Annotated in this window: 27 protein-coding genes and 2 pseudogenes; 23 read left to right on the top strand and 6 right to left on the bottom strand. The window is 72.4% G+C overall.

Translation table 11 applies throughout. The features are described 5' to 3' along the window. Positions 1-106 precede the first annotated feature (106 nt). From ffh to KIF24_RS22290, 15 genes and pseudogenes are all read left to right on the top strand, one after another. A pseudogene (gene ffh / locus KIF24_RS22360) lies at positions 107-1,677 on the top strand (signal recognition particle protein). Positions 1,678-1,743: 66 nt separating this feature from the next. Next, the gene (locus tag KIF24_RS22355; protein WP_221085692.1) at positions 1,744-2,112 is read left to right on the top strand and encodes a Uma2 family endonuclease; all 369 of its coding nucleotides are present in this window, start codon (positions 1,744-1,746) and stop codon (positions 2,110-2,112) included. 18 nt (positions 2,113-2,130) lie between these two features. Beyond that, entirely contained in the window at positions 2,131-3,210 is a 1,080-nt protein-coding gene (locus KIF24_RS22350) for an amidohydrolase family protein (RefSeq protein WP_221085691.1), read from the top strand. Positions 3,211-3,300: 90 nt separating this feature from the next. Further along, entirely contained in the window at positions 3,301-4,707 is a 1,407-nt protein-coding gene (gene proS, locus KIF24_RS22345; RefSeq protein ID WP_221085690.1) for a proline--tRNA ligase, read from the top strand. Between the two features lie 70 nt (positions 4,708-4,777). Then, on the top strand, positions 4,778-5,425 hold the full coding sequence (locus KIF24_RS22340) for a DUF402 domain-containing protein (protein WP_221085689.1): 648 nt from the start codon (positions 4,778-4,780) through the stop codon (positions 5,423-5,425). Between the two features lie 247 nt (positions 5,426-5,672). Then, complete coding sequence (gene rpsP, locus KIF24_RS22335) at positions 5,673-6,164, top strand: 30S ribosomal protein S16 (protein ID WP_221085688.1); 492 nt, start codon at positions 5,673-5,675, stop codon at positions 6,162-6,164. 1 nt (position 6,165) lies between these two features. Then, positions 6,166-6,399, top strand: coding sequence for an RNA-binding protein (locus tag KIF24_RS22330; protein ID WP_221085687.1), 234 nt, complete (start codon positions 6,166-6,168; stop codon positions 6,397-6,399). A 2-nt stretch (positions 6,400-6,401) separates the two neighbouring features. Beyond that, the gene (gene rimM / locus KIF24_RS22325; RefSeq protein ID WP_221087501.1) at positions 6,402-6,974 is read left to right on the top strand and encodes a ribosome maturation factor RimM; all 573 of its coding nucleotides are present in this window, start codon (positions 6,402-6,404) and stop codon (positions 6,972-6,974) included. A gap of 17 nt (positions 6,975-6,991) precedes the next feature. Then, positions 6,992-7,765 carry a tRNA (guanosine(37)-N1)-methyltransferase TrmD gene (gene trmD / locus KIF24_RS22320; protein WP_221085686.1) on the top strand — a complete coding sequence of 258 codons (774 nt, stop codon included), beginning with the start codon at positions 6,992-6,994 and terminating at the stop codon, positions 7,763-7,765. A gap of 145 nt (positions 7,766-7,910) precedes the next feature. Further along, positions 7,911-8,267 carry a 50S ribosomal protein L19 gene (gene rplS, locus KIF24_RS22315; protein ID WP_221085685.1) on the top strand — a complete coding sequence of 119 codons (357 nt, stop codon included), beginning with the start codon at positions 7,911-7,913 and terminating at the stop codon, positions 8,265-8,267. A 184-nt stretch (positions 8,268-8,451) separates the two neighbouring features. Continuing rightward, entirely contained in the window at positions 8,452-9,336 is an 885-nt protein-coding gene (lepB, locus tag KIF24_RS22310; RefSeq protein ID WP_221085684.1) for a signal peptidase I, read from the top strand. Continuing rightward, on the top strand, positions 9,333-9,968 hold the full coding sequence (gene lepB / locus KIF24_RS22305) for a signal peptidase I (RefSeq protein ID WP_221085683.1): 636 nt from the start codon (positions 9,333-9,335) through the stop codon (positions 9,966-9,968). Before lepB (KIF24_RS22310) ends, lepB (KIF24_RS22305) begins: the two co-directional genes overlap by 4 nt. A gap of 115 nt (positions 9,969-10,083) precedes the next feature. Then, a complete protein-coding gene (locus KIF24_RS22300) occupies positions 10,084-10,572 on the top strand; it encodes an NUDIX hydrolase (RefSeq protein WP_221085682.1) in 489 nt (162 codons plus the stop codon). Next, complete coding sequence (locus tag KIF24_RS22295) at positions 10,566-11,378, top strand: ribonuclease HII (RefSeq protein ID WP_221085681.1); 813 nt, start codon at positions 10,566-10,568, stop codon at positions 11,376-11,378. The genes KIF24_RS22300 and KIF24_RS22295 overlap by 7 nt, the downstream gene beginning before the upstream one ends. Then, positions 11,375-11,698, top strand: coding sequence for a DUF2469 domain-containing protein (locus KIF24_RS22290; RefSeq protein WP_007075222.1), 324 nt, complete (start codon positions 11,375-11,377; stop codon positions 11,696-11,698). The genes KIF24_RS22295 and KIF24_RS22290 overlap by 4 nt, the downstream gene beginning before the upstream one ends. A 123-nt stretch (positions 11,699-11,821) precedes the next feature. On the opposite strand, the gene KIF24_RS22285 is transcribed toward KIF24_RS22290, so the two are convergent. Further along, a complete protein-coding gene (locus KIF24_RS22285; RefSeq protein WP_221085680.1) occupies positions 11,822-12,466 on the bottom strand; it encodes a class I SAM-dependent methyltransferase in 645 nt (214 codons plus the stop codon). 137 nt (positions 12,467-12,603) lie between these two features. On the opposite strand from KIF24_RS22285, the gene KIF24_RS22280 reads away from it, so the two are divergent. Then, the gene (locus tag KIF24_RS22280) at positions 12,604-13,440 is read left to right on the top strand and encodes a murein hydrolase activator EnvC family protein (RefSeq protein ID WP_221085679.1); all 837 of its coding nucleotides are present in this window, start codon (positions 12,604-12,606) and stop codon (positions 13,438-13,440) included. Here KIF24_RS22280 and KIF24_RS22275 read toward each other — a convergent pair. From KIF24_RS22275 to KIF24_RS22255, 5 genes and pseudogenes are all read right to left on the bottom strand, one after another. Then, positions 13,328-14,509 (bottom strand): aminotransferase class V-fold PLP-dependent enzyme, encoded by a 1,182-nt coding sequence (locus KIF24_RS22275; protein ID WP_221085678.1) that lies wholly within the window; start codon positions 14,507-14,509, stop codon positions 13,328-13,330. The genes KIF24_RS22280 and KIF24_RS22275 overlap by 113 nt on opposite strands. A gap of 119 nt (positions 14,510-14,628) precedes the next feature. Then, positions 14,629-15,696 (bottom strand): tyrosine recombinase XerC, encoded by a 1,068-nt coding sequence (locus tag KIF24_RS22270; RefSeq protein WP_221087500.1) that lies wholly within the window; start codon positions 15,694-15,696, stop codon positions 14,629-14,631. A gap of 103 nt (positions 15,697-15,799) precedes the next feature. After that, on the bottom strand, positions 15,800-16,987 hold the full coding sequence (locus tag KIF24_RS22265) for a DNA-processing protein DprA (RefSeq protein WP_221085677.1): 1,188 nt from the start codon (positions 16,985-16,987) through the stop codon (positions 15,800-15,802). Then, positions 16,984-18,500: pseudogene (locus tag KIF24_RS22260) on the bottom strand (YifB family Mg chelatase-like AAA ATPase). The gene KIF24_RS22265 and the pseudogene KIF24_RS22260 overlap by 4 nt, the downstream one beginning before the upstream one ends. After that, positions 18,500-18,859, bottom strand: a complete 360-nt coding sequence (locus tag KIF24_RS22255; RefSeq protein ID WP_221085676.1) for a YraN family protein — start codon at positions 18,857-18,859, stop codon at positions 18,500-18,502. Before KIF24_RS22255 ends, KIF24_RS22260 begins: the two are co-directional and overlap by 1 nt. A gap of 149 nt (positions 18,860-19,008) precedes the next feature. Here KIF24_RS22255 and KIF24_RS33340 point away from each other — a divergent pair, with 149 nt between their 5' ends. The 7 genes from KIF24_RS33340 to KIF24_RS22225 all read left to right on the top strand — a co-directional run bounded on the left by KIF24_RS33340 (position 19,009) and on the right by KIF24_RS22225 (position 25,264). Then, positions 19,009-19,404: a hypothetical protein gene (locus KIF24_RS33340; protein WP_230415842.1), complete on the top strand. Its 396-nt coding sequence runs from the start codon at positions 19,009-19,011 to the stop codon at positions 19,402-19,404. 163 nt (positions 19,405-19,567) lie between these two features. After that, entirely contained in the window at positions 19,568-19,906 is a 339-nt protein-coding gene (locus KIF24_RS33335; protein ID WP_230415841.1) for a hypothetical protein, read from the top strand. Between the two features lie 231 nt (positions 19,907-20,137). Then, a complete protein-coding gene (gene rpsB, locus KIF24_RS22245; protein ID WP_221085675.1) occupies positions 20,138-21,100 on the top strand; it encodes a 30S ribosomal protein S2 in 963 nt (320 codons plus the stop codon). Between the two features lie 134 nt (positions 21,101-21,234). Further along, on the top strand, positions 21,235-22,062 hold the full coding sequence (tsf, locus tag KIF24_RS22240; protein ID WP_221085674.1) for a translation elongation factor Ts: 828 nt from the start codon (positions 21,235-21,237) through the stop codon (positions 22,060-22,062). A 151-nt stretch (positions 22,063-22,213) separates the two neighbouring features. Beyond that, positions 22,214-22,981, top strand: a complete 768-nt coding sequence (gene pyrH, locus KIF24_RS22235) for a UMP kinase (protein WP_221085673.1) — start codon at positions 22,214-22,216, stop codon at positions 22,979-22,981. Positions 22,982-23,061: 80 nt separating this feature from the next. Continuing rightward, complete coding sequence (frr, locus tag KIF24_RS22230) at positions 23,062-23,619, top strand: ribosome recycling factor (protein ID WP_221085672.1); 558 nt, start codon at positions 23,062-23,064, stop codon at positions 23,617-23,619. 283 nt (positions 23,620-23,902) lie between these two features. Beyond that, the gene (locus KIF24_RS22225) at positions 23,903-25,264 is read left to right on the top strand and encodes a phosphatidate cytidylyltransferase (RefSeq protein WP_221085671.1); all 1,362 of its coding nucleotides are present in this window, start codon (positions 23,903-23,905) and stop codon (positions 25,262-25,264) included. The last annotated feature ends 35 nt before the right edge of the window (positions 25,265-25,299 follow it).

The following is a 25,299-nucleotide window of genomic DNA, read 5'->3' as shown; positions in this document are numbered from 1 at the left end:
GCCGGGCCGGAGCGGTCCTGGGGACGGCGGGCTAGGCTAGCGGTGGGTCGGCCGACACCTACCCGTCCGCACAGTGCCCGCCGAAGACGACAAACGGGATGTTCGCGTGTTTGACACCTTGAGTGACCGCCTTTCCGGGATCTTCACCAAGCTCCGCGGCAAGGGACGTCTCACCGACGCCGACATCGACGCGACGGCGCGCGAGATCCGTCTCGCGCTGCTGGAGGCCGATGTCGCGCTCCCGGTCGTCAAGGGCTTCATCGCGAACGTCAAGGAGCGGTCGCGCGGTGCGGAGGTCTCCCAGGCGCTCAACCCGGCCCAGCAGATCATCAAGATCGTCAACGAGGAGCTGGTCGCCGTCCTCGGCGGTGAGGGCCGCCGGCTCCAGTTCGCCAAGCAGCCGCCAACGGTGATCATGCTCGCCGGTCTCCAGGGCTCCGGCAAGACCACGCTCGCCGGCAAGCTGGCCCGCTGGCTCAAGGCCCAGGGCCACCAGCCGCTGCTGGTGGCCGCCGACCTCCAGCGGCCCAACGCCGTCGGGCAGCTCCAGGTGCTCGGTGGCCGCGCCGGCGTCGAGGTGTACGCCCCCGAGCCCGGCAGCGGCGTCGGTGACCCGGTGCAGGTGGCGAAGTCCTCCATCGAGCACGCCCGGCGGGCCGCCCGGGACGTGGTCATCGTCGACACCGCCGGCCGGCTCGGCATCGACGCGGAGATGATGCAGCAGGCCGCCGACATCCGGGACGCGGTGGATCCGGACGAGATCGTCTTCGTCATCGACGCGATGGTCGGCCAGGACGCGGTGCGCACCGCCGAGGCGTTCCGCGACGGCGTGGGCATCACCGGCGTGGTGCTCTCCAAGCTCGACGGCGACGCCCGGGGCGGCGCCGCGCTGTCGGTCCGCGAGGTGACCGGGCAGCCGATCCTGTTCGCCTCCACCGGCGAGAAGCTGGAGGACTTCGACGTCTTCCACCCCGACCGGATGGCCAGCCGGATCCTCGGCATGGGCGACGTCCTCACTCTGATCGAGCAGGCCGAGGCGGCCTTCGACACCGATCAGAAGGAGAAGATGACCGCCAAGCTGATGGGCGGCGAGCAGTTCACCCTGGAGGACTTCCTCGACCAGCTCATCGCGGTGCGTCGGATGGGGCCGATCGCCAACGTGCTGGCCATGATGCCGGGCATGGGGCAGGTGAAGGACCAGCTCGCCGAGCTGGACGACAAGCACTTCGACCGGATCACCGCGATCATCCGGTCGATGACCCCGGCCGAGCGCACCACCCCGAAGATCATCAACGGCTCCCGGCGGGCGCGGATCGCCAACGGCTCGGGCGTCACCGTGATGGACGTCAACCAGCTGCTCAACCGCTTCACCGACGCGCAGAAGATGATGAAGCAGATGGGCGGCATGATGGGCCTGCCCGGCGGCGGCCGGCGCAAGGCCACCAAGAGCCCGAAGAACAAGCGCAAGGGCACCAAGGGTGGCGGCCGGCCGCGGAGCGGCGCCGGCACCCGGGGGCCCAGGGCGGGCTGCCGGGTGGCTTCCCGGGCGGCATGCCGCAGCTGCCGCCGGGGATGAACCCGGACGACCTGGCGGCCGGCCAGGGCCTACCACCCGGCTTCAAGCTGCCGAAGATCGACTTCAACAAGCTCGGCAAGGGGGACCAGGGGCCCCGCTGAGCGTGTCGGTGACGGCGGGTGGCATTGTCGGCGCTTAGGGTGATGTCGCCCCCGGAAGGAGGAGTCATGACCGTGGCCCCCGTGCTGCCCATCCCGCCCGAGCGGTCGGAGTGGACGGTCGACGACCTCGGCGACCTGCCGGAGGACCTTCCGTACGAACTGGTCAGCGGAAGGTTGATCGTGCCGTCGCCGACCGCCCTGCATCAGGACCTCTGTGTCGAGCTACTGCTCGCACTGCGGGTCAACTGCCCACCCGACTACCTGGTCAGCATCGACCTGTCGATGCGGATCGACCGGCGCAACGAGTCCCGGCCCGACGTGGTCGCCACCCACACCGAGGATCTCTTCGTCAGCGAGCGGCCCTGGAAGGTCTCGGTCGACCTGCCCGCGCTGACCGCGCGGCGGGCGGGCCTCCTCGCGCGCGACGAGGAGTGATCGGGTAGGACTGTGCCCATGGCTCTGCATGTGCGCGGTGTGCTCCTGCCCGACGACGAGGTCCGGGACATCTGGCTGGTCGGCGATCGGGTGACCTTCGATCCGGTGCCCGGCGCCGAGACGGTCGCCCAGGGCGGCTTCATCCTGCCCGGTCTGGTCGACGCCCACTGCCACATCGGCATCGCCCGCGGCGGCGCGCCGATCACCTCGCTGGACCAGGCCCGCGCCCTGGCCCGCGTCGACCGGGACGCCGGTGTCCTCGCCATCCGCGACGCCGGCTCCCCGTACCCCTATCCGGAGCTGGACGACGAGTCGGACCTGCCCCGGCTGGCCCGCGCCGGCCGGCACGTCGCGCCACCGAAGCGCTATCTGCGTGACATCGGGGTGGAGGTCGGCGCGGCGGAGGTCGCCGCCACGGTGGCCGAGCAGGCGGCGGCCGGCAACGGCTGGGTCAAGCTGGTCGGCGACTGGATCGACCGGGGGATGGGCGACCTCGCGCCGGCCTGGGACGCGGACACCCTGACCGCGGCGGTCGCCGCCGCGCACGCCGCCGGGGTGCGCGCCGCCGTGCACACCTTCAGCGAGTCGGCGGTGGAGATCATGGTGCGGGCCGGGGTGGACTCGGTCGAGCACGGCACCGGGCTCAGCCTGGATCTGATCGACCTGATGGCCCGCCAGGGCACCGCCCTGGTCCCCACGATGATCAACATCCGGACCTTCGGCGGGATCGCCGACCAGGCCCGGGCCCGGTTCCCGGGGTACGCCGACCACATGCTCGCCCTGCGCGACCGCTTCCCCGAGGTGGTGCGGGCCGCGTACGAGGCGGGGGTGCCGATCTACGTGGGCACCGACGCGGGGGGCGGCATCGGCCACGGGCTCGCGGTCGAGGAGATGCTGCTGCTGCACGAGCAGGCCGGCATGTCCACGATGGACGTGCTCGCCGCCGCCTCCTGGGGTGCCCGCGCGTGGCTGGGTTTCCCCGGCCTGGTCGAAGGCGGCCTGGCCGACCTGGCCGTCTACCCGGCAGACCCCCGCGGAGACCTCAACGCCCTCCGCACCCCGACCCGCCTCATCCTCCGCGGCCACCCCCTGTCCTGACCATCCCCACCGGAGCGGCGTCCACGGCGGTGGGGGGTGGTGGTGGGTTGGCCGAGGGAGGTGGGTACGGGGCGCATAGGATGTGCGGTCATGGCGCGCGTGCTCACTCCCCGGGCGGAGGACTTTCCCCGCTGGTACCAGGACCTCATCGCCAAGGCGAAGCTGGCCGACAACGGGCCGGTGCGGGGGACCATGGTGATCCGGCCGGCCGGCTATGCCATCTGGGAGCGGATGCAGGCCGAGATGGACGACCGGATCAAGGCGGCGGGCGCGGAGAACGCGTACTTCCCGCTCTTCATCCCGGAGAGCTACCTCAAGCGCGAGGCCCAGCACGTCGAGGGTTTCTCGCCCGAGCTGGCGGTGGTCACCCACGGTGGCGGCAAGCAGTTGGCCGAGCCGGTGGTGGTGCGGCCCACCAGTGAGACGGTCATCGGCGAGTTCATGGCCAAGTGGATCGACTCGTACCGGGACCTGCCGCTGCTGCTCAACCAGTGGGCGAACGTGGTCCGCTGGGAGCTACGGCCACGGATCTTCCTGCGCACCAGCGAGTTCCTCTGGCAGGAGGGGCACACCGCGCACGCCACCCGCTCCGACGCCCGCGCCTACGCCCGCAAGATCCTGCACGAGGCGTACGAGGACCTGATGGTCAACGTGCTGGGCATCCCGGTGATGGTCGGGCTCAAGACCTCCCGGGAACGCTTCGCCGGGGCGACCGCCACGTACACCTGCGAAGGCATGATGGGTGACGGCAAGGCGCTGCAACTGGGCACCAGCCACGAGCTCGGGCAGAACTTCGCCAAGGCCTTCGACATCAGCTACTCCTCGGCCGAGGGGGGCCGGGAGCATGCCTGGACCACCTCCTGGGGCACCTCGACCCGGATGCTCGGCGGCCTGATCATGTGCCACGGCGACGACAACGGGCTGCGGGTGCCGCCGCGCCTGGCACCGGTCCAGGCGTACGTCATGGTGGTCAAGGACGGCGACGGCGTCACCGAGGCGGCGGTCAAGCTGCGCGACGCGCTGCGCGACGCCGGCGTCCGGGTCGCGCTCGACGACCGGACCGACACCGCGTTCGGCCGTCGCGCCGTCGACGCCGAGCTGCGCGGCTACCCGGTACGCATCGAGGTCGGCCCCCGGGATCTGGCCGTCGGCAACGCGGTCGTGGTCCGGCGAACCGACGGCTCGAAGGCGCCCACCGCGGTGGCGGACGTGGTGGGTGCGGTGCTCGCCGCGCTCGACACCGACCAGCGGGCGTTGCACGACCAGGCACTCGCCTTCCGGAGATCACGCACCGTCGACGTGGCGACGCTGGACGAGGCGTTGGAGGTGGCGGCCACCGGCTGGGCCCGGGTGCCGTGGTCCGCTGTCGGCGTCGAGGGCGAGGCGAGGGCCAACGGGCAGGGCGTCACCGTCCGCTGCCTGCTGCGCGCCGACGGCTCGGTGCCGGACGCCGAGGACGAGCCGGACCTGCTCGCCGTTCTCGCCCGCGCCTACTGACCCGGACGGGAATCTCCGGCTCGGCACCCGGCGCGCACGTCGCGCGGCGGCTGGTCGGTAGGGTCGGGGAGTGAGATTCGAGCCGGGTCGGTTGATCGTGCACCGCAACGTGCGGCGGGGACGGATCGGCTGGGTCCGGCCCGCCCGGGTGGTCAGCGACGACGACCGGGGCCTGCTGCTGTGGCTGGCCGAGGGGTCGCCGGTGGCCGGCGAGGTGAACGATGCCGGGCTGGGCATGCGGGCGGTGCCGTTCCGTGAGTGGGTCACCCCGGGGTACCGCCTGGCGCAGGGGCGTTGGAACGGTCCACCGCTGCTGAAGTTCCTGCCCACCGGCGAGGCCCACTCCGTCTGGTGGTTCCGCGACGTGCGGGGGCGCTTCATCGGCTGGTACGTCAATCTGGAGGAGCCCGGCGTCCGCTGGTCGGATGGCGGGCTGGCCGGCGTCGACATGGTGGATCAGGACCTCGACGTGTGGGTCCGCCCGGACCGCAGCTGGGAATGGAAGGACGAGGACGAGTTCGCCGAGCGACTGGCCTTTCCGGAGCACTACTGGGTGACCGACGAGGCGGCCGTACGAGCCGAGGGCAAGCGGATGATCGCCCTGGCCGAGGCGGGTGCCTTCCCGTTCGACGGCACCTGGTGCGACTTCACCCCGCCGCCGCACTGGACGGTCCCCGACCGTCTGCCCGAAGGCTGGGACCGGCCGCCGGTCCGCTGACCCATTCGATGTGTTCTTCGTCACTTCACGGCCACGACGAGTGGTCCCGGTCGGTCCCGTGCGAGCGACCCGAAAGGGATCTGGCAGAATGGTCGTCTGGCACCCGGCGTGTGTCCGGCGCCCTCTAACCCGGGCACGTCGCCAGTCCACCCGAGCAGTCTCCGGCCCAACCCCACTGTGCCGGCTGGCGCTCACCCGTGCACCGCCCGTACCGGGCCGGTGAGATCGCAACAGGAGCGAAACAACCGTGGCCGTAAAGATCCGGCTCCTGCGGATGGGCAAGATCCGCAACCCGCAGTACCGCATCGTCGTCGCCGACTCGCGCACCAAGCGCGACGGCCGGGCGATCGAGTTCGTCGGGATCTACCAGCCGAAGGAGGATCCTTCGGTGATCGAGGTCAAGTCGGAGCGGGTGCAGTACTGGCTCTCCGTCGGCGCCCAGCCGAGCGAGGCGGTGCAGCGGCTGCTTGAGCTGACCGGTGACTGGCAGAAGTACAAGGGCCTGCCGGCCCCGCCGCCGCTGAAGGTCGCTCCCGAGCGGGCCGACCGCAAGGCCGTCTACGAGGCCGAGGCGAAGGCCGCCGCCGGGCTGGCCGAGCCTCCCGCCAAGCCGGCGAAGAAGGCCACCAAGGCCGCCGAGGCGAAGGCGACCGAGGCCAAGGCCACCGAGGCCGAGGCGCCGAAGGCCGAGGCGCCGAAGGCCGAGGAGCCCGCCGCAAACCCCGGCGAGCAGGCCTGACATGGCGCTGCGGCCGGCCTTGGAGCACCTGGTCAAGGGCATCGTCGACCATCCCGACGACGTACGCGTCCGGATGGTCGACTCCCGTCGGGGTAAGCGGCTGGAGGTCCGGGTGCACCCCGACGACCTGGGTACCGTGATCGGGCGGTCCGGCCGGACCGCCAAGGCGCTGCGCCAGGTGATCGGCTCCATCGGTGGGCGCGGAGTACGCGTCGACATCGTCGACTCGTACTGATGCTGCTCATCGTCGGCAGGATCGGCAAGCCGCACGGCATCCGCGGTGAGGTCACCGTGGAGGCGCGTACCGACGAACCCGACACGCGGTTCGCCCCCGGCGCGGTGCTGCGCACCATGCCGGGGGCGAACGCCGTCGATCGCGGTCCGCGGAGCCCGGAAGCCGGCCCGGATCCGGGCGAGCCGTTCCAGGTGCCCGACGAGTTGACCGTGGAGTCGGCCCGCTGGCACCAGGGGCGCCTGCTGGTCGCCTTCGAGGGGGTGCTGGACCGCGACGTCGCCGAGGCGCTGCGCGGCACCCTGCTCACGGTGGACAGCGCCGATGTCGCCCCGCCGGAGGATCCGGAGGAGTACCACGACCACCAGTTGGTGGGCCTGGCGGTGGTCACCCGGGCCGGCGAGCGGTTGGGTGAGGTGGCCCGGATCGACCACGCCCCCGCCTCGGACCTGTTGGTGCTGCGCCGCCCCGAGGGGCGTACCGCGCTGATCCCGTTCGTCAAGGCGATCGTCCCCGAGGTCGATCTCGCCGGTGGCCGTGTGGTGGTGGACCCGCCCGGCGGCCTGCTCGATCTCTAGCCAGCGGAGCACCCCTGATGCGCGTCGACATTGTGTCGATCTTCCCGGAGTACTTCGCGCCGCTGGACCTGTCGTTGGTCGGCAGAGCGCGGGCCAACGGCATGTTGCGGTTGGCCGTGCACGATCTGCGTGGTTGGACCCACGACCCGCACCGCACCGTCGACGACACGCCCTACGGCGGTGGACCCGGCATGGTGATGCGGCCCGAGCCGTGGGGTGAGGCGCTGGACGCGCTGGCACCGGTCGAGTTGACTCCGCCGCGACTGCTGGTCCCCTCACCGGTCGGGGCGCCGTTCACCCAGGCGTTGGCGTACGAACTCGCCGCCGAGCCGCACCTGGTCTTCGCCTGCGGGCGGTACGAGGGCATCGACCAGCGGGTGCTCGATCACGCGGCGGCCCGGATGCCGGTCACCGAGGTCAGCCTGGGTGACTACGTGATCTTCGGCGGTGAGGTGGCCGTCCTGGTGATCCTGGAGGCGGTGACCCGCCTGCTGCCCGGGGTGCTCGGCAACGCCGGTTCGCTGGCCGAGGAGTCGCACGCGCACGGGCTGCTCGAGGCGCCGATGTACACCAAGCCGGCGGCGTGGCGCGGGCTGGAGGTTCCGGAGGTGCTCCGCTCGGGCGACCACGGCCGGATCGCGCGCTGGCGCCGGGACGAGGCACTGACCCGGACGGGTCTGCGCCGGCCGGACATGCTCGCCGCGCTCGATCCGCGGAGCCTGGACAAACGGGACGTCGCGGCACTGGACCGGGCCGGATTTCAGCTGTCCGGACCGGATGTGGCAAAGTAGGGGGGTTGCCGCATCCGTCTGCGCCGTGGACGGCTGCGAGGATCTCCGGCCGGGGTCGGTCGACGCCGGCCGCCACCCCGGGGATCAGTATCACCCACCCGCGCGCCGAGTGACGGTGCGCCGTGAGCTTCACGAGGACACAGCGATGAACATCCTGGACGCCCTTGACGCCCAGTCGAAGCGCACCGACCTGCCCGACTTCCGCGGCGGTGACACCGTCAAGGTGCACGCGCGGGTCGTCGAGGGCAACCGGTCCCGGGTCCAGATCTTCCAGGGCGTCGTCATCCGCCGCCAGGGCGACGGGCTGCGCGAGACCTTCACGGTCCGCAAGCTCAGCTTCGGCGTCGGGGTCGAGCGGACCTACCCGATCAACAGCCCGGCGATCGACCGGATCGAGGTGGTGGTCCGCGGCGACGTCCGCCGCGCCAAGCTCTACTACCTGCGTGAGCTGCGGGGCAAGAAGGCCAAGATCAAGGAGCTGCGCGAGAAGCAGCCGAGCTGACCTCGCGCTCCGCCACGCCGCCCGAGCTGCGCGTATGTCGTACTGGCCAGTCCGCACTACCCTGGTCGTACGGGCGCAGCGCGGCGGCGACCCGCCCGGCGTGGCGGGTGGCCTCCACTACCGCCCGGGGAGTCTCGACGAGATTCCCGGGCGGTAGTCGTTTCTGTGGACCCGGGGAGTGGGCGTGGTACAGGCGCTTGACGACAGCGGCGCGGCCGATCCGTGGCGCCGCCGCAGCCGGCGGACCAGGCGGCAGATGCCGCTCTGGCAGGAGCTCCCGCTGCTGCTCATCGTCGCCTTCTGCCTCGCGGTGCTGATCCGGACCTTCCTCCTCCAGGCGTTCTTCATCCCGTCCGGCTCGATGGAGGACACCCTGCTCGTCGGCGACCGGGTCCTGGTGAACAAGGTCGTGTACGAGGTCCGGGACCCGGAGCGCGGCGAGGTGGTGGTCTTCCAGGGCACCGACCAGTGGGTGCCGCAGGTCGAGGTGCAACCGCCGACCGGTTTCGCCGACAAGCTCGGCCGCACGATCGGCGACCTGGTCGGCGTCAGCCGGCCGGGGGAGAAGGACTTCATCAAGCGGGTCATCGCGCTGCCCGGAGACCGGGTCAGCTGCTGTGACGACCAGGGGCGGGTGCTGGTCAACGGCACCCCGCTGGACGAGTCGGCGTACGTCCTGCGTGACTCGCCGCTGGACCTGCCGCCGAATCCGCAGGAATGCCGGTCCCGGCGCTTCGAGGAGATCGTCGTCCCGCCCGGCCAGATGTTCGTGCTCGGCGACCACCGGCTGGTCTCGCAGGATGCCCGATGCCAGGGGACGGTGCCGATCGACAACGTGGTGGGGCGGGCGTTCGCGGTGGTCTGGCCGTCCAGTCGGTGGCACGCACTGCCGGTGCCCGAGACCTTCTCCACGGTCGCTCCGCCCCCCGCGGCGACCGGTGGTGCCGCCCCGGTGCGGCCCACGCCCGACGGCGGTGTGGTGCTGCTTCTGCCGATTGCGACCACGCTATCCGTTCTCGCGCGTTCCGGACGGTGGCGTGCAGTCGGGCAACGTAGGCTCCTTCCGTGATTGACGAGCAGACCGACAAGTCGCGCCATTCCTTCTGGAAGGAACTGCCCATCCTCCTCGGGGTGGCGATCGTGGTCGCGGTACTGGTACGCGCCTTTGTGCTGCAGACCTTCTTCATCCCGTCGCCGTCCATGGAGAACACTCTCAAGATCGACGATCGGGTGCTGGTCAACAAGCTCGTCTACGACTTCCGGTCGCCGCACCGTGGTGAGGTGATCGTCTTCAAGGCGCCGGTGGAGTGGAGTGGCAACCCCGAGGGAGAGGACTTCATCAAGCGGGTGATCGGCGTCGGCGGCGACCGGGTGGTCTGCTGCGACGACCAGGACCGCCTGATGATCAACGGGACGTCGCTCGACGAGCCGTACATCTTCTCCATCGACGGCGAGCGGGACAAGCCGGCGGACCAGGAGTTCGACGTGCAGGTGCCGCAGGGGCGGCTCTGGGTCATGGGCGACCACCGGTCCGCCTCCGGCGACTCGCTGGAGCACTACCAGCAGTCCGGGCAGAACGTCGACTCGGCCACCATTCCCGAGCAGGCCGTCGTGGGCCGAGCCTTCACGATCTTCTGGCCGTTCGACCGGGCCACCGTGCTGACCGTGCCGGAGCAGTTCGAGGCGATCCCGGAGTCCTGACCGGCCGTTCGACGGCCGGGTCGTCGTGGTGCCCCGGGCGGGTGACGCGGCCGTGGCCGTCGCCGGGCGGCGCGGGGGCGTGGGCGTTGTCGCCGGCGTCTGGCAGTCTGGTGCGGTGACGGTCTACACCCCGCGGCGCGCCGCCCGTGTGCTCCTGGTTGACGCGGCCGGCCGGCTGTTGCTGTTCCGCGGCTTCGACCCGGCCCGTCCCGAGCACGGACGCTGGTGGTTCACCCCCGGGGGTGGGCTCGACCCGGGTGAGACGTACGCGCAGGGCGCGGCGCGTGAACTGGCCGAGGAGACCGGCCTGCGACTGACCCCGGCCCAGATCGGCGAGCCCGTGCACAGCGACGTGATCGAGTTTCCGTTCGACGGCGTGTGGTACCGGCAGGAGCAGCAGTTCTTCCTGGTGCGGGTGGCGGCGCACGAGGTCGACACGACCGGCTTCAGCGAGGTGGAGCGGGGCAGCGTCGACGGCCACCGGTGGTGGTCGGCGCAGGAGCTGAGGGGGACCGAGGAGCGCTGCTATCCGCCGGACCTGGCGGCGGTGCTGGCCCGCGCGGTGGCCGGTGCCACGGCTGCGAACCGGATTCCGGCATGCTGACCCCGCCGCGCACGGTGGTCCGCCGCGAGGCCGGCCTGTACGCGTTGGAGCGCGCCCTGCAGCGGCGCGGCTTCCGGCACGTCGCCGGCGCCGACGAGGCCGGCCGGGGCGCCTGCGCGGGGCCGCTGGTGGCCGCCGCCGCGGTGCTGCCCGAGGGGCGGCGGGGCGAGATCGACGGTCTGGCCGACTCCAAGCTGCTCACCCCGGCCAGCCGGGAACGGGTCTACGACGAGATCGTCGCGCGGGCCCTGGCGTACGCCGTGGTGGTCATCCCGGCCGACGAGGTCGACGCCCGGGGGCTGCACGTGTGCAACCTGGCTGCCATGCGGCGGGCGCTGGCCTCGCTGACCGTGCGCCCGGAGTACGTGCTGACCGACGGGTTCGGTGTCGACGGCCTGGGTGTGCCCGGGCTCGCGGTGTGGAAGGGCGACCGGGTGGCCGCCTGCGTGGCGGCGGCGAGCGTGCTGGCCAAGGTCACCCGGGACCGGATCATGGTCGATCTGGATACCGAGCACCCCGGCTACGGCTTCGCCGAGCACAAGGGTTATGTCACCGCGGAGCACTCCGCGGCGCTGCGCGAGCGTGGGCCGTGCCGGGAGCACCGGTTCTCCTACGTCAACGTGGCCACCGTCTCCGGTCTCGACGGCCGTCCACCCCGCTCCCGGCGTCCACCGGGCGCAAGCCGGGACGAGCCGATGGAGCACTCGGGCGCGGCACGGGGTACCGTCGGCGTGGCGTTGGGCGAGCAGCCTCGACCCCCGGCGCCGGTGGGGGAAGATGTGGTCATGGAAGGCGGAGTGCGATGAGCGCGGAAGATCTCGAAAAGTACGAGACCGAGATGGAGCTCCAGCTCTACCGGGAGTACCGCGACATCGTCCGTCAGTTCTCCTACGTGGTGGAGACCGAGCGCCGGTTCTACCTGGCCAATCAGGTCGACCTTCACGTGCGTAACTCCGACGGCGAGGTCTACTTCGAGGTCGAGATGCACGACGCCTGGGTGTGGGACATGTACCGTCCCGCCCGTTTCGTCAAAAATGTTCGGGTTATGACGTTCAAGGACGTCAACGTCGAGGAGTTGGAAAAGCCCGACATCTCCCTTCCCGCCGATTCCGGCTTCGGCGGCTGATCCGCGTACCGCCGGGCCGGGCTGCGCGGGCGGACACCCCACCTGCCCCGCGCCGCTGCCGTCGCGTCACGCCGCCGGCCTGCCCCGCCGTCCAGAGTGGCCCGATCCACGACGGCAGGTCGGTCAGGCGGGCCGCGGGCGCGCGGTGAACTCGAACATCGTCACTCCGGCCGGCAACGGCCGGGGCGTGCCGAGGAACCGGTGCACGCCCACCCCGACGCCCTCGGCGGGACTGCTCACCGCGACCGGCTCGAACCCCTCCTCCGCGAGCCACCCGCAGATCGTCGGCACCAGGTCCGGCGCCTGCCGATGCCGGGTCCAGAAGACGGTCCCGCCGTTGGCGCAGAGCGACGCGCAGCGACGCACGGTGGCCTGGATGTGGGCGTCGGAGATGTTGCCGAAGATTCCACAGGCCAGCACCAGGTCGGCCGGCACCAGCCCGGCGTAGGCGTCGGTGCGGGCCGCGTCGCCGAGCACCACCTCGACCCCGGTCAGGCCGGCCTCGCTGACGGCCGCGCGGGCCAACTCGACGTTGCGCGGGTCGAGTTCGACCAGCCGGGCGGTCACGTCGCCGCCGCGCGGGTGGCCGGCCAGCACCGGAATCAGGTCCCGGCCCTGCCCGGCGCAGAGGCTGACCGCCCGCAGCGGCCCCGGTGGAGCCTGGTCAAGTGTGGCGCCGATCCGCCGGCGCACCTCCACCAGCCGCCGCGACAACGCCGACTCCGGATCCTCGTAGTGGTGGTGCCAGGCGTACCAGTCGCGCGTCACGCCCCGAGCCTAGGCGATCGGCTCAGACCCATAGCAGATCACCTCGTTCGGCGCGGACTGTCCACAGGGGGCCCGGTCGTCCACAACCGGGGCGGCGGGGGCGGCCAACGCCCGTCCGGCCGGGCAGGCTCGGGCACATGCGAACACGGTTGCGGGCAGCGCCGGGGGAGATCCCCTCGGCAGGGCTGGCGTCACCACTGCTGGCGGTGCTCGCGGTGGCGGTGGCCGCGCTGCCAGCGTCGGCGCTGGCAGCGCCCGCGGTGACGTTGCCGGCGGATCGGCCGGTGGTCCTGGCTCGGGGCCGACCGCTGCCGGCGGACGGCGCGGCCCCGGCGGATGGTGCGGCCCCGGCGGACGGCGGGTCACCGGTCGGGGCGGCGCTGGCCGGCGCCGCATCCGGCGTCGGCACCGGCGGGCGGTTCCGGTGGCCGGTGGACGGCGTGCCGCAGCCGGTACGCCGGTTCGACCCGCCGCCTCGGCCGTGGCTGTCCGGCCACCGGGGCGTCGACCTGCTCGCCCCGGCCGGCACGACGGTCCGGGCGGCCGGCGCCGGCACGATCCTGTTCGCCGGCATGGTCGCCGGCCGGCCGGTGGTCACGGTGGGCCACGCCGACGGGCTGCGGACCACCTACGAACCGGTGGCCCCGACCGTGGCCGTGGGCACAGCGGTGCCCGCCGGAGCGGCCCTCGGCGTCCTGCTGTCCGGGCACGCCGGCTGCCCCGCACCGGCGTGCCTGCACTGGGGACTACGCCGGGGACTACGCCGGGGGCCCGACTACCTTGACCCGCTGGCCCTGCTCGGTCTCGGCCGGGCCCGGCTGCTGCCCCTCGGCGAGATCACCGCGGACCGACTGCGTCCGCTCAGCGCTGGGCGAGCAGGGTCGGCAGCCGGACGGCGAGCCGCTGGTATTCGTCGGGCGAGTTGTAGACCTGGCCGCAGAGTCGCAGCCAGCCGCGTCCGTTCCAGGCCATGACGGCGACCTGGGTGGCGAGCCGCTCGGCGATCGTGGCCTGTAACGCCCGGGCGCCGTCCAGGGTCGTGGCGAGGCCCGCCGGCAGCGGGACGATCCGCATGGCGACCGTCGGCCCGCCGGGGTCGGGCAGGTCGGTCGGCGGCACGCCGAGCGAGTCCCCCACCACCCGCTGCCCGTACGCGGCCAGCGCGGCGTTGTGCGCACGCACCCGGTCGACGTCCAGGCTGCGCAGCGTGTAGAGCCCCGCCGGAGCGCTCAGCCAGGCGGTGTAGTCCGACGTGGCCTGCCATTCCAGGCGACCGGGGAATCCCGAGTCCTGTTGCCAGGAGACCACCAGCGGCTCGATTCGCTCCCGCCACGACGGCGCCACCACCAGCGCGGCGGTGCCCCGTGGGGCGTACCCCCACTTGTGCAGGTTGCCCACCCAGAAGTCGGCCCCGATGCTCTGCACGGACGCCGGCAGCATGCCGGGTGCGTGGGCGGCGTCGACCAGCGCCGCAATGCCGTGCTCCCCGCAGACCCCGATGATCGCGGCGACCGGGAACAGCCGTGCGGTGGCGGAGCTGAGTTCGTCGACCACCAGCAGCCGGGTCCGGCCCGGCCGCAGCCCGGCCCGCACGATCTGCACCACCTCCTCGTCGGTGGCGGTCAGCGGCACCCGCAGCACCCGGTGCGTCGCCCCGGTGCGGCGGCATTCGCGGCGTACCGAGAGGTCGACTGCGCCGTAGCCGTGGTCGGTGGTGAGCACCTCGTCGCCGGGGCGCAACCCGAGCGACTGGAGGACCACCGCCACGCCGGTGGTGGCGTTCGTGGTCAGGGCGGTGCCGTCGGGGTCGGCACCGAGGAAGTTGGCCAGATGTCGGCGGGTGTGCCCGATCCGGTCGATCAGCCCCTGGGTGAAGAACCGCAGCGGGTCGGCCTCCATCTCGTCACGCAGCCGCTGCTGGGCACGTTGCGCCACGATCGGCACCGCGCCGAAGGAGCCGTGGTTGAGGTGGCTGACCGCCGGGTCGAGGGAGAAGAGCAGGCGGGCGGCCGTGATCGGCTCGGGCGGCGGCGGGACGCTCACCCGATGATCGTAGCCGTCGGTCACGCTCGTCCGGCGGCTCTCGGCACCCGGTCACCCGGTCACCCGGTCAGCGGGCGGGTCGGTCAGGCAGGCCCGGCTCGTGGAGCCTCACCGGGCCGTCAGGCACGCGGATGGGCCTGCCGGTACGCCGCCCGGAGCCGTTCCACCGAGACGTGCGTGTAGACCTGCGTGCTTGCCAGCGACGAATGCCCAAGCAACTCCTGCACCACGCGCAGGTCCGCGCCGCCTTCCAGGAGATGGGTGGCGGCCGAGTGGCGCAACGCGTGCGGGTTGGTCCTGGGCAGGCCGGCCGCCTCGGCGTACCGGCCGACGATCCGTCGCACGGTCGTCGGGTGCAGTCGGCCGCCCCGGGCGCCGAGCAGCAGCGCATCGCGGGAGCCGCGAACCGCCAGCCACGGTCGCCCGCGCCGTAGCCACTCGTCGAGGGCACGCTGGGCCGGCAGCCCGTACGGCACGGCCCGCTCCCGACCACCCTTGCCCCGTACGCGGACAACGCGCCGGCCCTGGTCGACGTCGGCCAGATCGAGCCCGCACGCCTCGCTGACGCGTACCCCGGTGCCGTAGAGCAGTTCGAGCAGCACCCGGTCGCGCAGCAGCACCGCCTCACCGGTGCGGTCGATCGTGGCAGCGGCGCCGTCCTGCGCGCCGATGACGGCGGCGCCGCCCGTGGCCGGCGTCGTGGCCGTGGTCGTGTCGTGGACCGGTGTCGTGGCGGTCTCGCGGGTTGGCGCCCCGCTCGGATCCGGTGCTGGTCTGGACGCGTCGTCGCGGCCCGGTGCCTCGACGAGCAGTGTCGCCTGGTCGGCCCGGAGCACGGTGGGCAGCGTCCGCTGCGGCCGGGGACTGGCCAGCGTCGCGGCGACATCACTGGGCAGCAACCCGCCACGGTGGGCCCAGGCACTGAAGGTCCGGGCCGCCGCGGCCCGGCGGGCCAGCGAGGTGCGGGCCGCGCCCGTCGTGCGTTGCCGGGCCAACCAGCTGCGTACCGTGTCGAGGCTCAGCTCGGCGACCTCGGTGCAGCCCATCCGTCTCGCATGGTCCAACAGGGACACCACGTCGCCGACGTACGCCCGCACGGTGTGCGCGGAGCGGTTGCGGACCGAGGCGAGGTGCCGGGCGAACTCGTCCACCGTGTCCCGCAGCGGCTCCGGCAGCGCCGCGTGCATGGCCCGGGTGCCGCGCGAGTCCCGTCCCTCGGTGCTGGTCCTCCGCACGGATCCACCCTACGTCCGGGCCGGGTCGACCGCGAGCAGCCCGGCGACGCCCGCCTCAGCCCGCCGCGGCCGGCCTGTTCTTCGGCGTGACCAGGGAATAGCCGTCTTCGTTGCGGACCACCAGAGCCAGTTCCTCCAGCAGGGACAGTTTGCGCAGTACCGTGCGGACGGCCAGACCCGCCCGCGAGGCGAGGGCATCCACGCCGACCCGGCCGCGTCGCGGCATCGCCTCCACGATCGACCTCGCCTCGTCGTCGAGCAGGTCGGTGGGCCGATCGGGCCCGCGAGGCGTCGGAGCCAGTTCGCCGATCCGGCCCACCTCCTCCAGCACCTGGGCCAGGCCGGTGACCAGCCGCGCCTCCGGCTGCTCCCGCAGCATCTCGTGGGCACCGACCGACATCGCCGAGGTGACCGGGCCGGGCACCACCATCGCCGGCCGGTGCAGGGCGATGGCCCGGCGGGTGGTCTGCGTCGCGCCGCTGCGGGCCGCGGCCTCCACCAGCACGGTGCCTCGGGTGCCCGCCGCGATCACCCGGTTGCGGATGAGGAAACGCGGGCGCAGCGGCTCGGCGCCCGGCAACCACTCGCTCACCAGCAACCCGGTGTCGGCGATCCGGTCGAACAGCGCCGCGTTGCCCATCGGATACGGACGGTCCACGCCGCAGGCGAGCACCGCGACAGTGAGCCCACCGGCGTTCAGCGCACCCCGATGCGCGGCGGCGTCGATGCCGAACGCCCCGCCGGAGACGACCGTCCAGTCCCGGTCGGCCAGGCCGTAGCCCAGGTCGGTGGCGATGTGGGTGCCGTACGGCGTGGCGGCGCGCGCCCCGATCACCGCAACTGACCGGTCCAGTGCCTCGGCCAGTGGCCACGGCCCGCGTACCCAGAAGCAGAGTGGCGGTGCGGTCTCCACGTCGACCCGGCGGTGCGTCCCGTGCAGGCGAAGCTTGCGCAGGTGCTCGACCGTCGCCGGCCACTCGTCGTCATCCGGGATGACGACCCGGACACCGAGCCGGTCGGCACGCTGTAGCGCTTCGGCGGCGACCGCCCGGGCGTCACCGGCCCGACCACGTGCCGCCACAGCGTCGCGTAGCCCCTGCTCCGGTGCCCCGCCGTCGAGGAGCAGGTCCAGTGCCGTGACCGGGCCGAGTTCGTCGACCAGCCGGTGCACCGACCGGGTGCCCGGTTCGGCCAGCCAGGTCAACGCCACCCGGGCCAGCGTCAACTCCTCCTGAGTGCTCACGTGCCCTCTCCCGTTCTGAGTGCGATGGCCTCGCTGACGTCGTCCTTGGCCGGGCGGGCCCGGCCGTCCAGGTCGGCGATCGTCCAGGCGAGCCGGATGACCCGGTCGAAACCGCGGGCGGAGAGCGACCCGGAGTCGAGCCGCGACCGCAGCTCGGCGGTGTCCCGGCCGGGCAGCCGCCACGGTGGGTTGCGCAGGTACGAGCCGGGTATCTCGGCGTTGAGCCGCCGGCCGAGCACTGCCCAGCGTCGGGCCGCCGCCTCGCGGGCCGCGACCACCCGCCCGGCCACCACCGCCGACGACTCGTGGGTCGCCGTCGCCATCAGTTCGGCGGCCCGCAGGGGTTGCAGCCGCACCTGTAGGTCGATCCGGTCGAGCAGCGGACCGGAGAGGCGACCGAGATAGCGACGGCGGGCCAGCGGTGCGCACTCGCAGCGGTCGTCGCCGGCCGGGTTCGCGCACGGGCAGGGATTGGCGGCGAGGACCAACTGGGCGCGGGCGGGATATTCGGCACCGCCCCGACTGCGGGTCAACAGCACGCGACCGTGCTCCAACGGCTGCCGCAGCGCCTCCAGGGCCGCCTTGCTGAATTCGGGTGCCTCGTCCATGAGGAGCACCCCGCGGTGGGCGAGCGAGATCGCGCCGGGGCGCGCCAGCCCCGAGCCGCCCCCGACGATGGAGGGCACGGTCGCGGTGTGGTGCGGGGCCTGGAACGGCGGGCGGCGGATCAACCCGCCACCCGCCGGCAACAGTCCGGCGATCGAGTGCAGGGCCGTGACCTCCAGCGCGGCGTCGTCCTCCAACTCCGGCAGGATCGACGGAAGACGTTCGGCGAGCATGGTCTTGCCGGCGCCCGGCGGCCCGATCAGCGCGAGGTGGTGCCCACCGGCGGCGGCGACCTCCAGGGCCCGCCTACCGAGCCCTGCCCGGCGACCTCGGCCAGGTCGGGGCCGGGTGTGGTCGGGGGTGGGTCGTGGACCGGCGGCTCGATCAGCGGGGCACCGTCGCGGACGAAGGCGACCAGGCGGTGCAGGGTGTCCACGCCCCGAACCCGCACTCCGGGCACGACCGCGGCCTCCGCGGTGTTCCCGGCCGGGACGATCACCCGTCGCACGCCGTCGCGCGCCGCGGCGGCGACCATCGGGAGGATGCCGCGGACCGGTCGCACCGCACCGTCCAGGCCCAATTCGCCCAGGATGGCGACGCCGTCCAGCGGCAGCAGCGGCAACTCGCCGGAACCGCCGAGCAGCGCGATCGCGATGGCCAGGTCGAACGCCGAGCCGAACTTGGGCAGGGTGGCCGGCAGCAGGTTGAGGGTGATCCTCCGGTTGGGCCAGCGCTGGCCGGAGTTGACCACCGCGGCGCGGACCCGGTCCCGGGCCTCGTGCAGGGTGGTGTCGGGCAGCCCGGAGATGGCCACCCCCGGCAGGCCGGGGGCGAGGTCCGCCTCCACCTCCACGAGATGACCGGCCACTCCGACCAGGCCCACGCAGAGCACCCGGGCGTAGCTCATCAGAAGGCGCCCTTGAGGTGCTCGACATGGGCCCGGCCGGTGCGGGGCAGCAGCACCGAGAGGACGTCGAAGCGGACCTCGTCGGCGGTGGTGCCGGTGGCCGCCAACCATGCGGCGGCGAGGCCCCGCAGCCGGCGTGCCTTGCGCGGCACCACGGCCTCGGCGGGGGTGCCGAAGGTCGTCGTGCGTCGCGTCTTCACCTCGCAGAAGGCGAGCACCGGCCCGTCCCAGGCGATGATGTCGATCTCTCCTGACGGGCAGCGCCAGTTCCGGGCCACCGGGCGCAACCCCGCCTCCATCAGGTGCCGCACGGCGCAGCGTTCCCCGTACCCGCCGACCGCCTGGTTCCGCTTGGTCATGACCGGCACCCTGCTCCGTACGGGGCACCGCGGCGACCCCGTCCGGACAACCTGTGGACGGCCGGGGGTGCTGTGGACGGACGGACGATCATGCTCCGGCTGTGCTAGTCGGATGGCGGATGACCGGCTGGTCGAATACGGTGCCGGACGTGGACGGACGACGCAGCTTTGCCGATGACCAGGAGTCGCGCTGGTACCCGGACGAACGCGACCGTGGCTACGCCGACCCGCAGTGGCGTGGCGCGGGGGAGGCGCGGTACCGCGAGGACGAGCCGCGGGTGGCACCCGAGCAGCGGGGCGACGAGGACGACCGGTACGGCTCACCGCGCCGCTTCGGTCCGGCCGACCCGCACGGGGACGGGTCGGCGGATAGCGAGCGCTACCGGGCTTCTCGCTCCCGACGTGCGGAACAGGGCGATCCGGACATCTCCGGTGAGCTGCCGACCGATCGCCCGGGCTGGCGGGCCGCCCCGAGACGAGTCCGACCAGCGGCGGGGCGCCGCCGCCGCTCGACCCGGCCCGCGGAGCGCCGCCGCCGGACCTGACCCGCGCTGCCGCGCTGGCCGGGTATCCGATCGTCGAGACGAAACGGGGACCGGAGGGGGCCGGCCCGCTGGAGCAGCCGACCGGGCCGATGCCGTCGGTGACGCCCCGGGGGATCTGCCGGCGAGCGGGGCCGCGTACCCGGACGGCCAGGCCGGATATCAGTTGGCCGGCGCGCAGCCAGGTCTCCCGGCCGGTGACGGTGTCTACCGCACCCGGCGGCCCGTGCTCGCCGTGCTGTTCGCCGTGCTGGTTCTGATCTTCGAACTACCCGCTCTGCGGGTGCTGCTGCACGGAGTCACCGCGGACCCGGTCTCCGCCGCCGACGTGCTGGCGGGCACGTTCCTGGTCTGCGGGCTGCCGATCTTCGCGGCCGGCCTGTACGGACTGCGGACCACCGGGTTCTCGCTGACCGACGGCGCGCGGGGCTGGCTTCGGCCGCCGACGGCCTACCTGACCGTCGGGTTGGCGCTCTTCCTCGTCGCCGCGCTGGCCGCCGGCTGAGCGGCGTCCCACCGTCCCACGACCCGGACGTGGCTTGACGGGAGGGGCGCGTACACTTGTCGACTGGCGACCGCCTCGTGCGGTCGACCTCGCGTGCCCTCCTCACGAGTCGTCGTGGGGCGGCGGCCTCCCTGGTCCCGACCCGGTCGGGCCCATCCTGGCCGACGACCGGGCACCAGGACGCCCGGCCGCCGGCCGGGCGGGACAACCAGGGATCAGGGAGTACGAACCATGGCCGTCGTGACCATGCGTCAGCTGTTGGAGAGCGGTGTCCACTTCGGACACCAGACCCGGCGCTGGAATCCGAAGATGAAGCGTTTCATCTTCACCGAGCGTAACGGCATCTACATCATCGACCTGCGTCAGACCCTCGACTACATCGAAAAGGCGTTCGACTTCGTGCGCAACACGGTGGCCGAGGGCGGCAGCATCCTCTTCGTCGGCACCAAGAAGCAGGCCCAGGAGGCGATCGCCGAGCAGGCGACGCGGGTCGGCCAGCCGTACGTCAACCACCGTTGGCTCGGCGGCATGCTGACCAACTTCCAGACGGTGTACAAGCGGCTCCAGCGGATGAAGGAGCTGGAGGCCCTCGGTGACCTGAGCGGCACCGCCGCCGGCTACACCAAGAAGGAGACCCTGCAACTCTCCCGCGAGAAGATCAAGCTGACCCGTACCCTGGGTGGCCTGCGGGACATGCAGAAGCTCCCGGCCGCGATCTGGGTGGTCGACACCAAGAAGGAGCACATCGCCGTCGACGAGGCCCGCAAGCTGGGCATCCCGGTGATCGCCGTGCTCGACACCAACTGCGACCCGGACGAGGTCGACTTCCCGATTCCGGGTAACGACGACGCGATCCGTTCGGCCGAGCTGCTGACCAGGGTCGTCGCCGCCGCCGTCGCCGACGGCCTGATCGCCCGCTCCGGCCGTCGCCGGGGCGGCGACGAGAAGCCGGAGGCGGGCGTCGCCACCGACGAGCCGCTGGCCGAGTGGGAGCGCGAGCTTCTCGAGGAGCCGAAGAAGGCCGCCGAGCAGCCGGCCGCCGCCACGGAGCAGCAGCAGCCCGCCGCCGCCGAGCAGCAGCCCGCCGCGACGGAGCAGCAGCCCGCCGCCGAGCAGCCGGCCGCCGCCACGGAGCAGCAGCCGGCCGCCGAGCAGCCGGCCGCCGAGCAGCCGGCGGCCGTCTCCGGCCAGTGACCGCGTCGCCGTCCGGCCACCGTCCGTTCTCTTGACGGTGGCCGGCGGCGGGTAGACCGGGCACGAACCTCTCGGAACCGGGTAACCGTCACCTCAGACCATTCCACCGCAGTCTCAAGACCGAAGAGAGAGCCATGTCCCAGATCACCGCCGCGGACGTCAAGAAGCTCCGCGACCTGACCGGCGCCGGCATGATGGACAGCAAGAAGGCCCTGACCGAGGCCGAGGGCGACTTCGACAAGGCCGTCGAGATCCTGCGCGTCAAGGGCGCCAAGGACGTCGGCAAGCGGGCCGGCCGGACCGCCGCGAACGGTCTGGTCGCGCACTCCGGCAAGGCGCTGCTGGAGCTCAACTGCGAGACCGACTTCGTCGCCAAGAACGACAGCTTCATCGCGCTGGCCCAGCAGCTGGTCGAGCACGGCGAGCGGGCCGGCGTGAGCAGCGCCGAGGAACTGCTGGCCACCGAGATCGACGGCCGCACCGTCGCCGACCTGATCCAGGAGCAGTCCGCCAAGATCGGCGAGAAGCTGGTGCTCAACCGGTTCGCCAAGCTCGACGGCAACGTCGCGGTCTACCTGCACCGCAAGGCGCAGGACCTGCCTCCGGCGGTCGGTGTGCTGGTGCAGTACGCCGGCAAGACCGACGAGGCGGGTGACGCCGACGCGCGCGGCGCCGCCATGCAGATCGCCGCGATGCGCCCGCAGTACCTCACCCGTGACGAGGTGCCGGCCGAGGTCGTCGAGTCCGAGCGGCGCATCGCCGAGCAGACCGCCCGCGAGGAGAACAAGCCCGAGGCCGCCCTGCCGAAGATCGTGGAGGGTCGGGTCAACTCCTTCTTCAAGGACTTCGTCCTGCTGGAGCAGTCGTCGGTCACCGACAACAAGAAGACGGTGAAGAAGGTGCTGGCCGAGGCCGGTATCGAGGTCACTGCCTTCGTGCGGTTCGAGGTCGGCCAGGCCTGAGCCGGCCGGGCGCGCCGCGCCCGTGGGCTGAGCAACGACAAGACGGGGAGGCCGCCGGTGTACGCGACAGTCACCGCGGTCTCCCCGTCCCATAGGGTCGGCAACGGCAGGTACGCGCACCCGGGCGCGCCAGTGGGGGAAGGACGGGCGGATGACGCAGGTTGTGAGTGATCGGACGTTGGCGGCGGACGATCCGACGGCACCACCGCCCGGCCGGGCCCGGCGGGTGGTGCTGAAGCTCTCCGGCGAGGTGTTCGGTGGCGGCGCGATCGGCGTCGACCCGGACGTCGTGCAGGGAATCGCCCGGCAGATCGCCACCGTGGTGCGCCGCGGGGTGCAGGTCTCCGTGGTGGTCGGTGGCGGCAACTTCTTCCGCGGTGCGGAGTTGCAGAAGCGGGGCATGGACCGGGCACGGGCGGACTACATGGGCATGCTCGGCACCGTGATGAACTGCCTCGCCCTCCAGGACTTCCTGGAGAAGGAGGGCATCGAGACCCGCGTGCAGAGCGCCATCACGATGGCCCAGGTCGCCGAGCCGTACATCCCGTTGCGCGCGATCCGGCACCTGGAGAAGGGCCGCGTGGTGATCTTCGGCGCCGGCGCGGGCATGCCGTACTTCTCCACCGACACGGTGGCCGCGCAACGGGCGCTGGAGATCCACGCGGACGTGGTGCTGATGAGCAAGAACGGCGTGGACGGCGTCTACACGGCCGACCCTCGGATCGACCCGACCGCCAGCAAGTTCGACTCGATCACCTTCTCCGAGGTGCTGCGCCGCAACCTCCGGGTCGCCGACGCGGCGGCCTTCAGCCTCTGCATGGAGAACGGCCTGCCGATGCTGGTCTTCGGCGCACAGGGCGACGACACCATCGTCCGGGCCGTGGGCGGCGAGAAGATCGGCACGCTGATCACCACCTGAGTCGACCGCCGACGGCGATCTCGGCGGTCCTGGCGACCCGACAAGCCCACGACGAACACAAGAAGGAGGCGAGGAGACCGGTGATCGACGACACCCTCCTCGAGGCCGAGGAGAAGATGGAGCGTGCGGTCGAGCACGCCAAGGAGGAGTTCGGCGCCATCCGCACCGGTCGCGCCACTCCGGCCATGTTCTCCAAGATCATCATCGACTACTACGGCAGCCCGACCCCGCTGACCCAGATGGCTTCGGTGGCCATTCCGGAGCCGCGGATGGCCATCATCAAGCCCTACGACAACTCGCAGATCAACGCCATGGAAAAGGCGATTCGCGACTCGGACCTCGGGGTGAATCCGAACAACGAGGGCAACCAACTGCGCATCGTGCTCCCGCAGATGACCGAGGAGCGCCGCCGCGACATGATCAAGATTGCCCGGCACAAGGGTGAGGAGGCGAAGGTCGCCATCCGCAACATCCGCCGCAAGGGCAAGGAAGAGCTGGACCGGCTCGTCAAGGACGGTGAGGTCGGCGAGGACGAGGGCCGTCGCGCGGAGAAGGAGCTGGACGACCTGACCCAGCGTTACGTGGCGCATGTCGACGAGCTGGTCAAGCACAAGGAAGCCGAGCTCCTGGAAGTCTGATCCGCGGTCCCGGCCGGGCCGGTTGGTCATGAAGTTGTCGCCGTCGCCAGCGGCGTGTCGTGGTGACAACCTCATGATCAACCGGTTGGCGGCGGGCACTGGTGCGTCCTACCGGGCGGCCGGGTGCAGTAGGCTCGGCACGATTCCCGGCGACCCGGCGATGAACGGCGGGGATCGACCAGCCGACAGAGCGGCAAATAAGACGGAGCGCCTCGCGCGGGTAGGGGATGGTAGTGGCTGTGCGTCATGTGGTGGATCTCGTACCGCTCCCGTCTGGTGCGTGATGTCCCACCTCGACCCCCACGGAGGCGCCGAGGCTCATGGCTGGGACCGCCCGGACCGGCCCACCTCGCTGCCCTGGCCGGATCCGGCTCTCGAACCCGGCCAGCGGGCGCGCGGTCCGCAGCCCGGCGCTGAGCTGTACGCCGGGCCGAGAGCCCGGCGCGTGCCGCAGGCCGATCGCCCCTACGCCCGGCCGCCGGAGGGCCGCGGCGATCCTGCCGCCGGGTTCGGCGACCGGCGCGACCCGTACGACGGGGACGGGGATCGCCGTGGCTCGTACGACGACCGGGGTGGGCGCGGTATCCGGGCCGACGGCCGCTCCCTGAACGGGCGCAACGGGCGCCGCGACCTGGATCACGAGGACGCCCCCACGGCACAGATCGCGCCGGTACGCCCCGGCGGCGGCCACGACGATGCCCCGACCACCCAACTTGCCGCGGTGCCGGCCGACGTCGCCCCGGAGGCCGACGCGGCAGACCTGCCGGGGCGGCGGCACCGTGGTCGCCGTCGGGCCGGTGCCGGTAGGCCCGCGAGTCAGCAGACGGCGAGCCGGGCCGGGCGGAATCTGCCGGCGGCCATCGCGGTCGGGACGAGCCTGGGCGTGGCGGTCCTGCTGCCCCTGTTCCTGTACACCCCGGCGTTCCTGCTGGTGCTCGTCGCGGCCTTCGGCATCGGCATCTGGGAGATGTCCCGGGCGGTACGCCGCGGCGGCGCCGAGGTGCCGCTGGTGCCGTTGATCGCCGGCGGGGTGCTCACCGTCACCCTGGCCTGGTTCGCCGGTCTGGACGCGCTCCTGCTGGGCCTGCTCGTCACCGTGGGCGGCACGCTGGTCTGGCGGTTCGGTGACGGTACGGCCAACCTCCGGCGAGACATGACCGCGGCGACGCTGATCGCGGTGTACGTGCCCTTCCTCGGCGGCTTCGCCGCCCTGCTTGCGGCGTCCCCCGGCGACGGGCCGTTGCGGGTGCTGGTGACGCTTGTCGCCGTGGTCCTCTCGGACACCGGCGGCTACGCGGCGGGCGCCAACTTCGGCAAGCGCCCGATGGCACCGGCGATCAGCCCGAAGAAGTCCTGGGAGGGCTTTGCCGGCTCGGTCGGCGCCGCGGCGCTGGGCAGCGCCCTGCTGCTCTGGCTGCTGTTCGACGTGGCTCCCTGGTGGGGTGCCGTGTTCGGGATGGCCATCGCGGGCGCGGCCGTCCTCGGCGATCTCGCCGAATCCATGATCAAGCGGGATCTCGGCGTGAAGGACATGAGCAACCTGCTGCCCGGCCACGGCGGCCTGATGGACCGGCTCGACTCCGTCCTGTTCGCCGTGCCGACGGCGTACCTGCTGCTCGTCGTCTTTGTTCCGGCGGTGAACTGAGGCATGGCCGGCGCCGGCGTACCGAGGTCGAAGAC

The sequence above is a fragment of the Micromonospora tarapacensis genome, assembly GCF_019697375.1.
Lineage (GTDB): Bacteria > Actinomycetota > Actinomycetes > Mycobacteriales > Micromonosporaceae > Micromonospora > Micromonospora tarapacensis.
Note: the sequence above shows the minus strand (reverse complement) of the source record. Positions and strands in the feature narration are given on the sequence as shown.

Bases quoted from the DNA above. Each gene is read 5' to 3' on its own strand.
- KIF24_RS22355 (WP_221085692.1), top strand. From the start codon at position 1,744: ATGACCGTGGCCCCCGTGCTGCCCATCCCGCCCGAGCGGTCGGAGTGG.
- KIF24_RS22350 (WP_221085691.1), top strand. From the start codon at position 2,131: ATGGCTCTGCATGTGCGCGGTGTGCTCCTGCCCGACGACGAGGTCCGG.
- proS (WP_221085690.1), top strand. From the start codon at position 3,301: ATGGCGCGCGTGCTCACTCCCCGGGCGGAGGACTTTCCCCGCTGGTAC.
- KIF24_RS22330 (WP_221085687.1), top strand. From the start codon at position 6,166: ATGGCGCTGCGGCCGGCCTTGGAGCACCTGGTCAAGGGCATCGTCGAC.
- trmD (WP_221085686.1), top strand. From the start codon at position 6,992: ATGCGCGTCGACATTGTGTCGATCTTCCCGGAGTACTTCGCGCCGCTG.
- rplS (WP_221085685.1), top strand. From the start codon at position 7,911: ATGAACATCCTGGACGCCCTTGACGCCCAGTCGAAGCGCACCGACCTG.
- KIF24_RS22295 (WP_221085681.1), top strand. From the start codon at position 10,566: ATGCTGACCCCGCCGCGCACGGTGGTCCGCCGCGAGGCCGGCCTGTAC.
- KIF24_RS22290 (WP_007075222.1), top strand. From the start codon at position 11,375: ATGAGCGCGGAAGATCTCGAAAAGTACGAGACCGAGATGGAGCTCCAG.
- KIF24_RS22280 (WP_221085679.1), top strand. From the start codon at position 12,604: ATGCGAACACGGTTGCGGGCAGCGCCGGGGGAGATCCCCTCGGCAGGG.
- KIF24_RS22270 (WP_221087500.1), bottom strand. From the start codon at position 15,696: ATGCACGCGGCGCTGCCGGAGCCGCTGCGGGACACGGTGGACGAGTTC.
- KIF24_RS22255 (WP_221085676.1), bottom strand. From the start codon at position 18,859: ATGACCAAGCGGAACCAGGCGGTCGGCGGGTACGGGGAACGCTGCGCC.
- rpsB (WP_221085675.1), top strand. From the start codon at position 20,138: ATGGCCGTCGTGACCATGCGTCAGCTGTTGGAGAGCGGTGTCCACTTC.
- tsf (WP_221085674.1), top strand. From the start codon at position 21,235: ATGTCCCAGATCACCGCCGCGGACGTCAAGAAGCTCCGCGACCTGACC.
- pyrH (WP_221085673.1), top strand. From the start codon at position 22,214: ATGACGCAGGTTGTGAGTGATCGGACGTTGGCGGCGGACGATCCGACG.
- KIF24_RS22225 (WP_221085671.1), top strand. From the start codon at position 23,903: ATGTCCCACCTCGACCCCCACGGAGGCGCCGAGGCTCATGGCTGGGAC.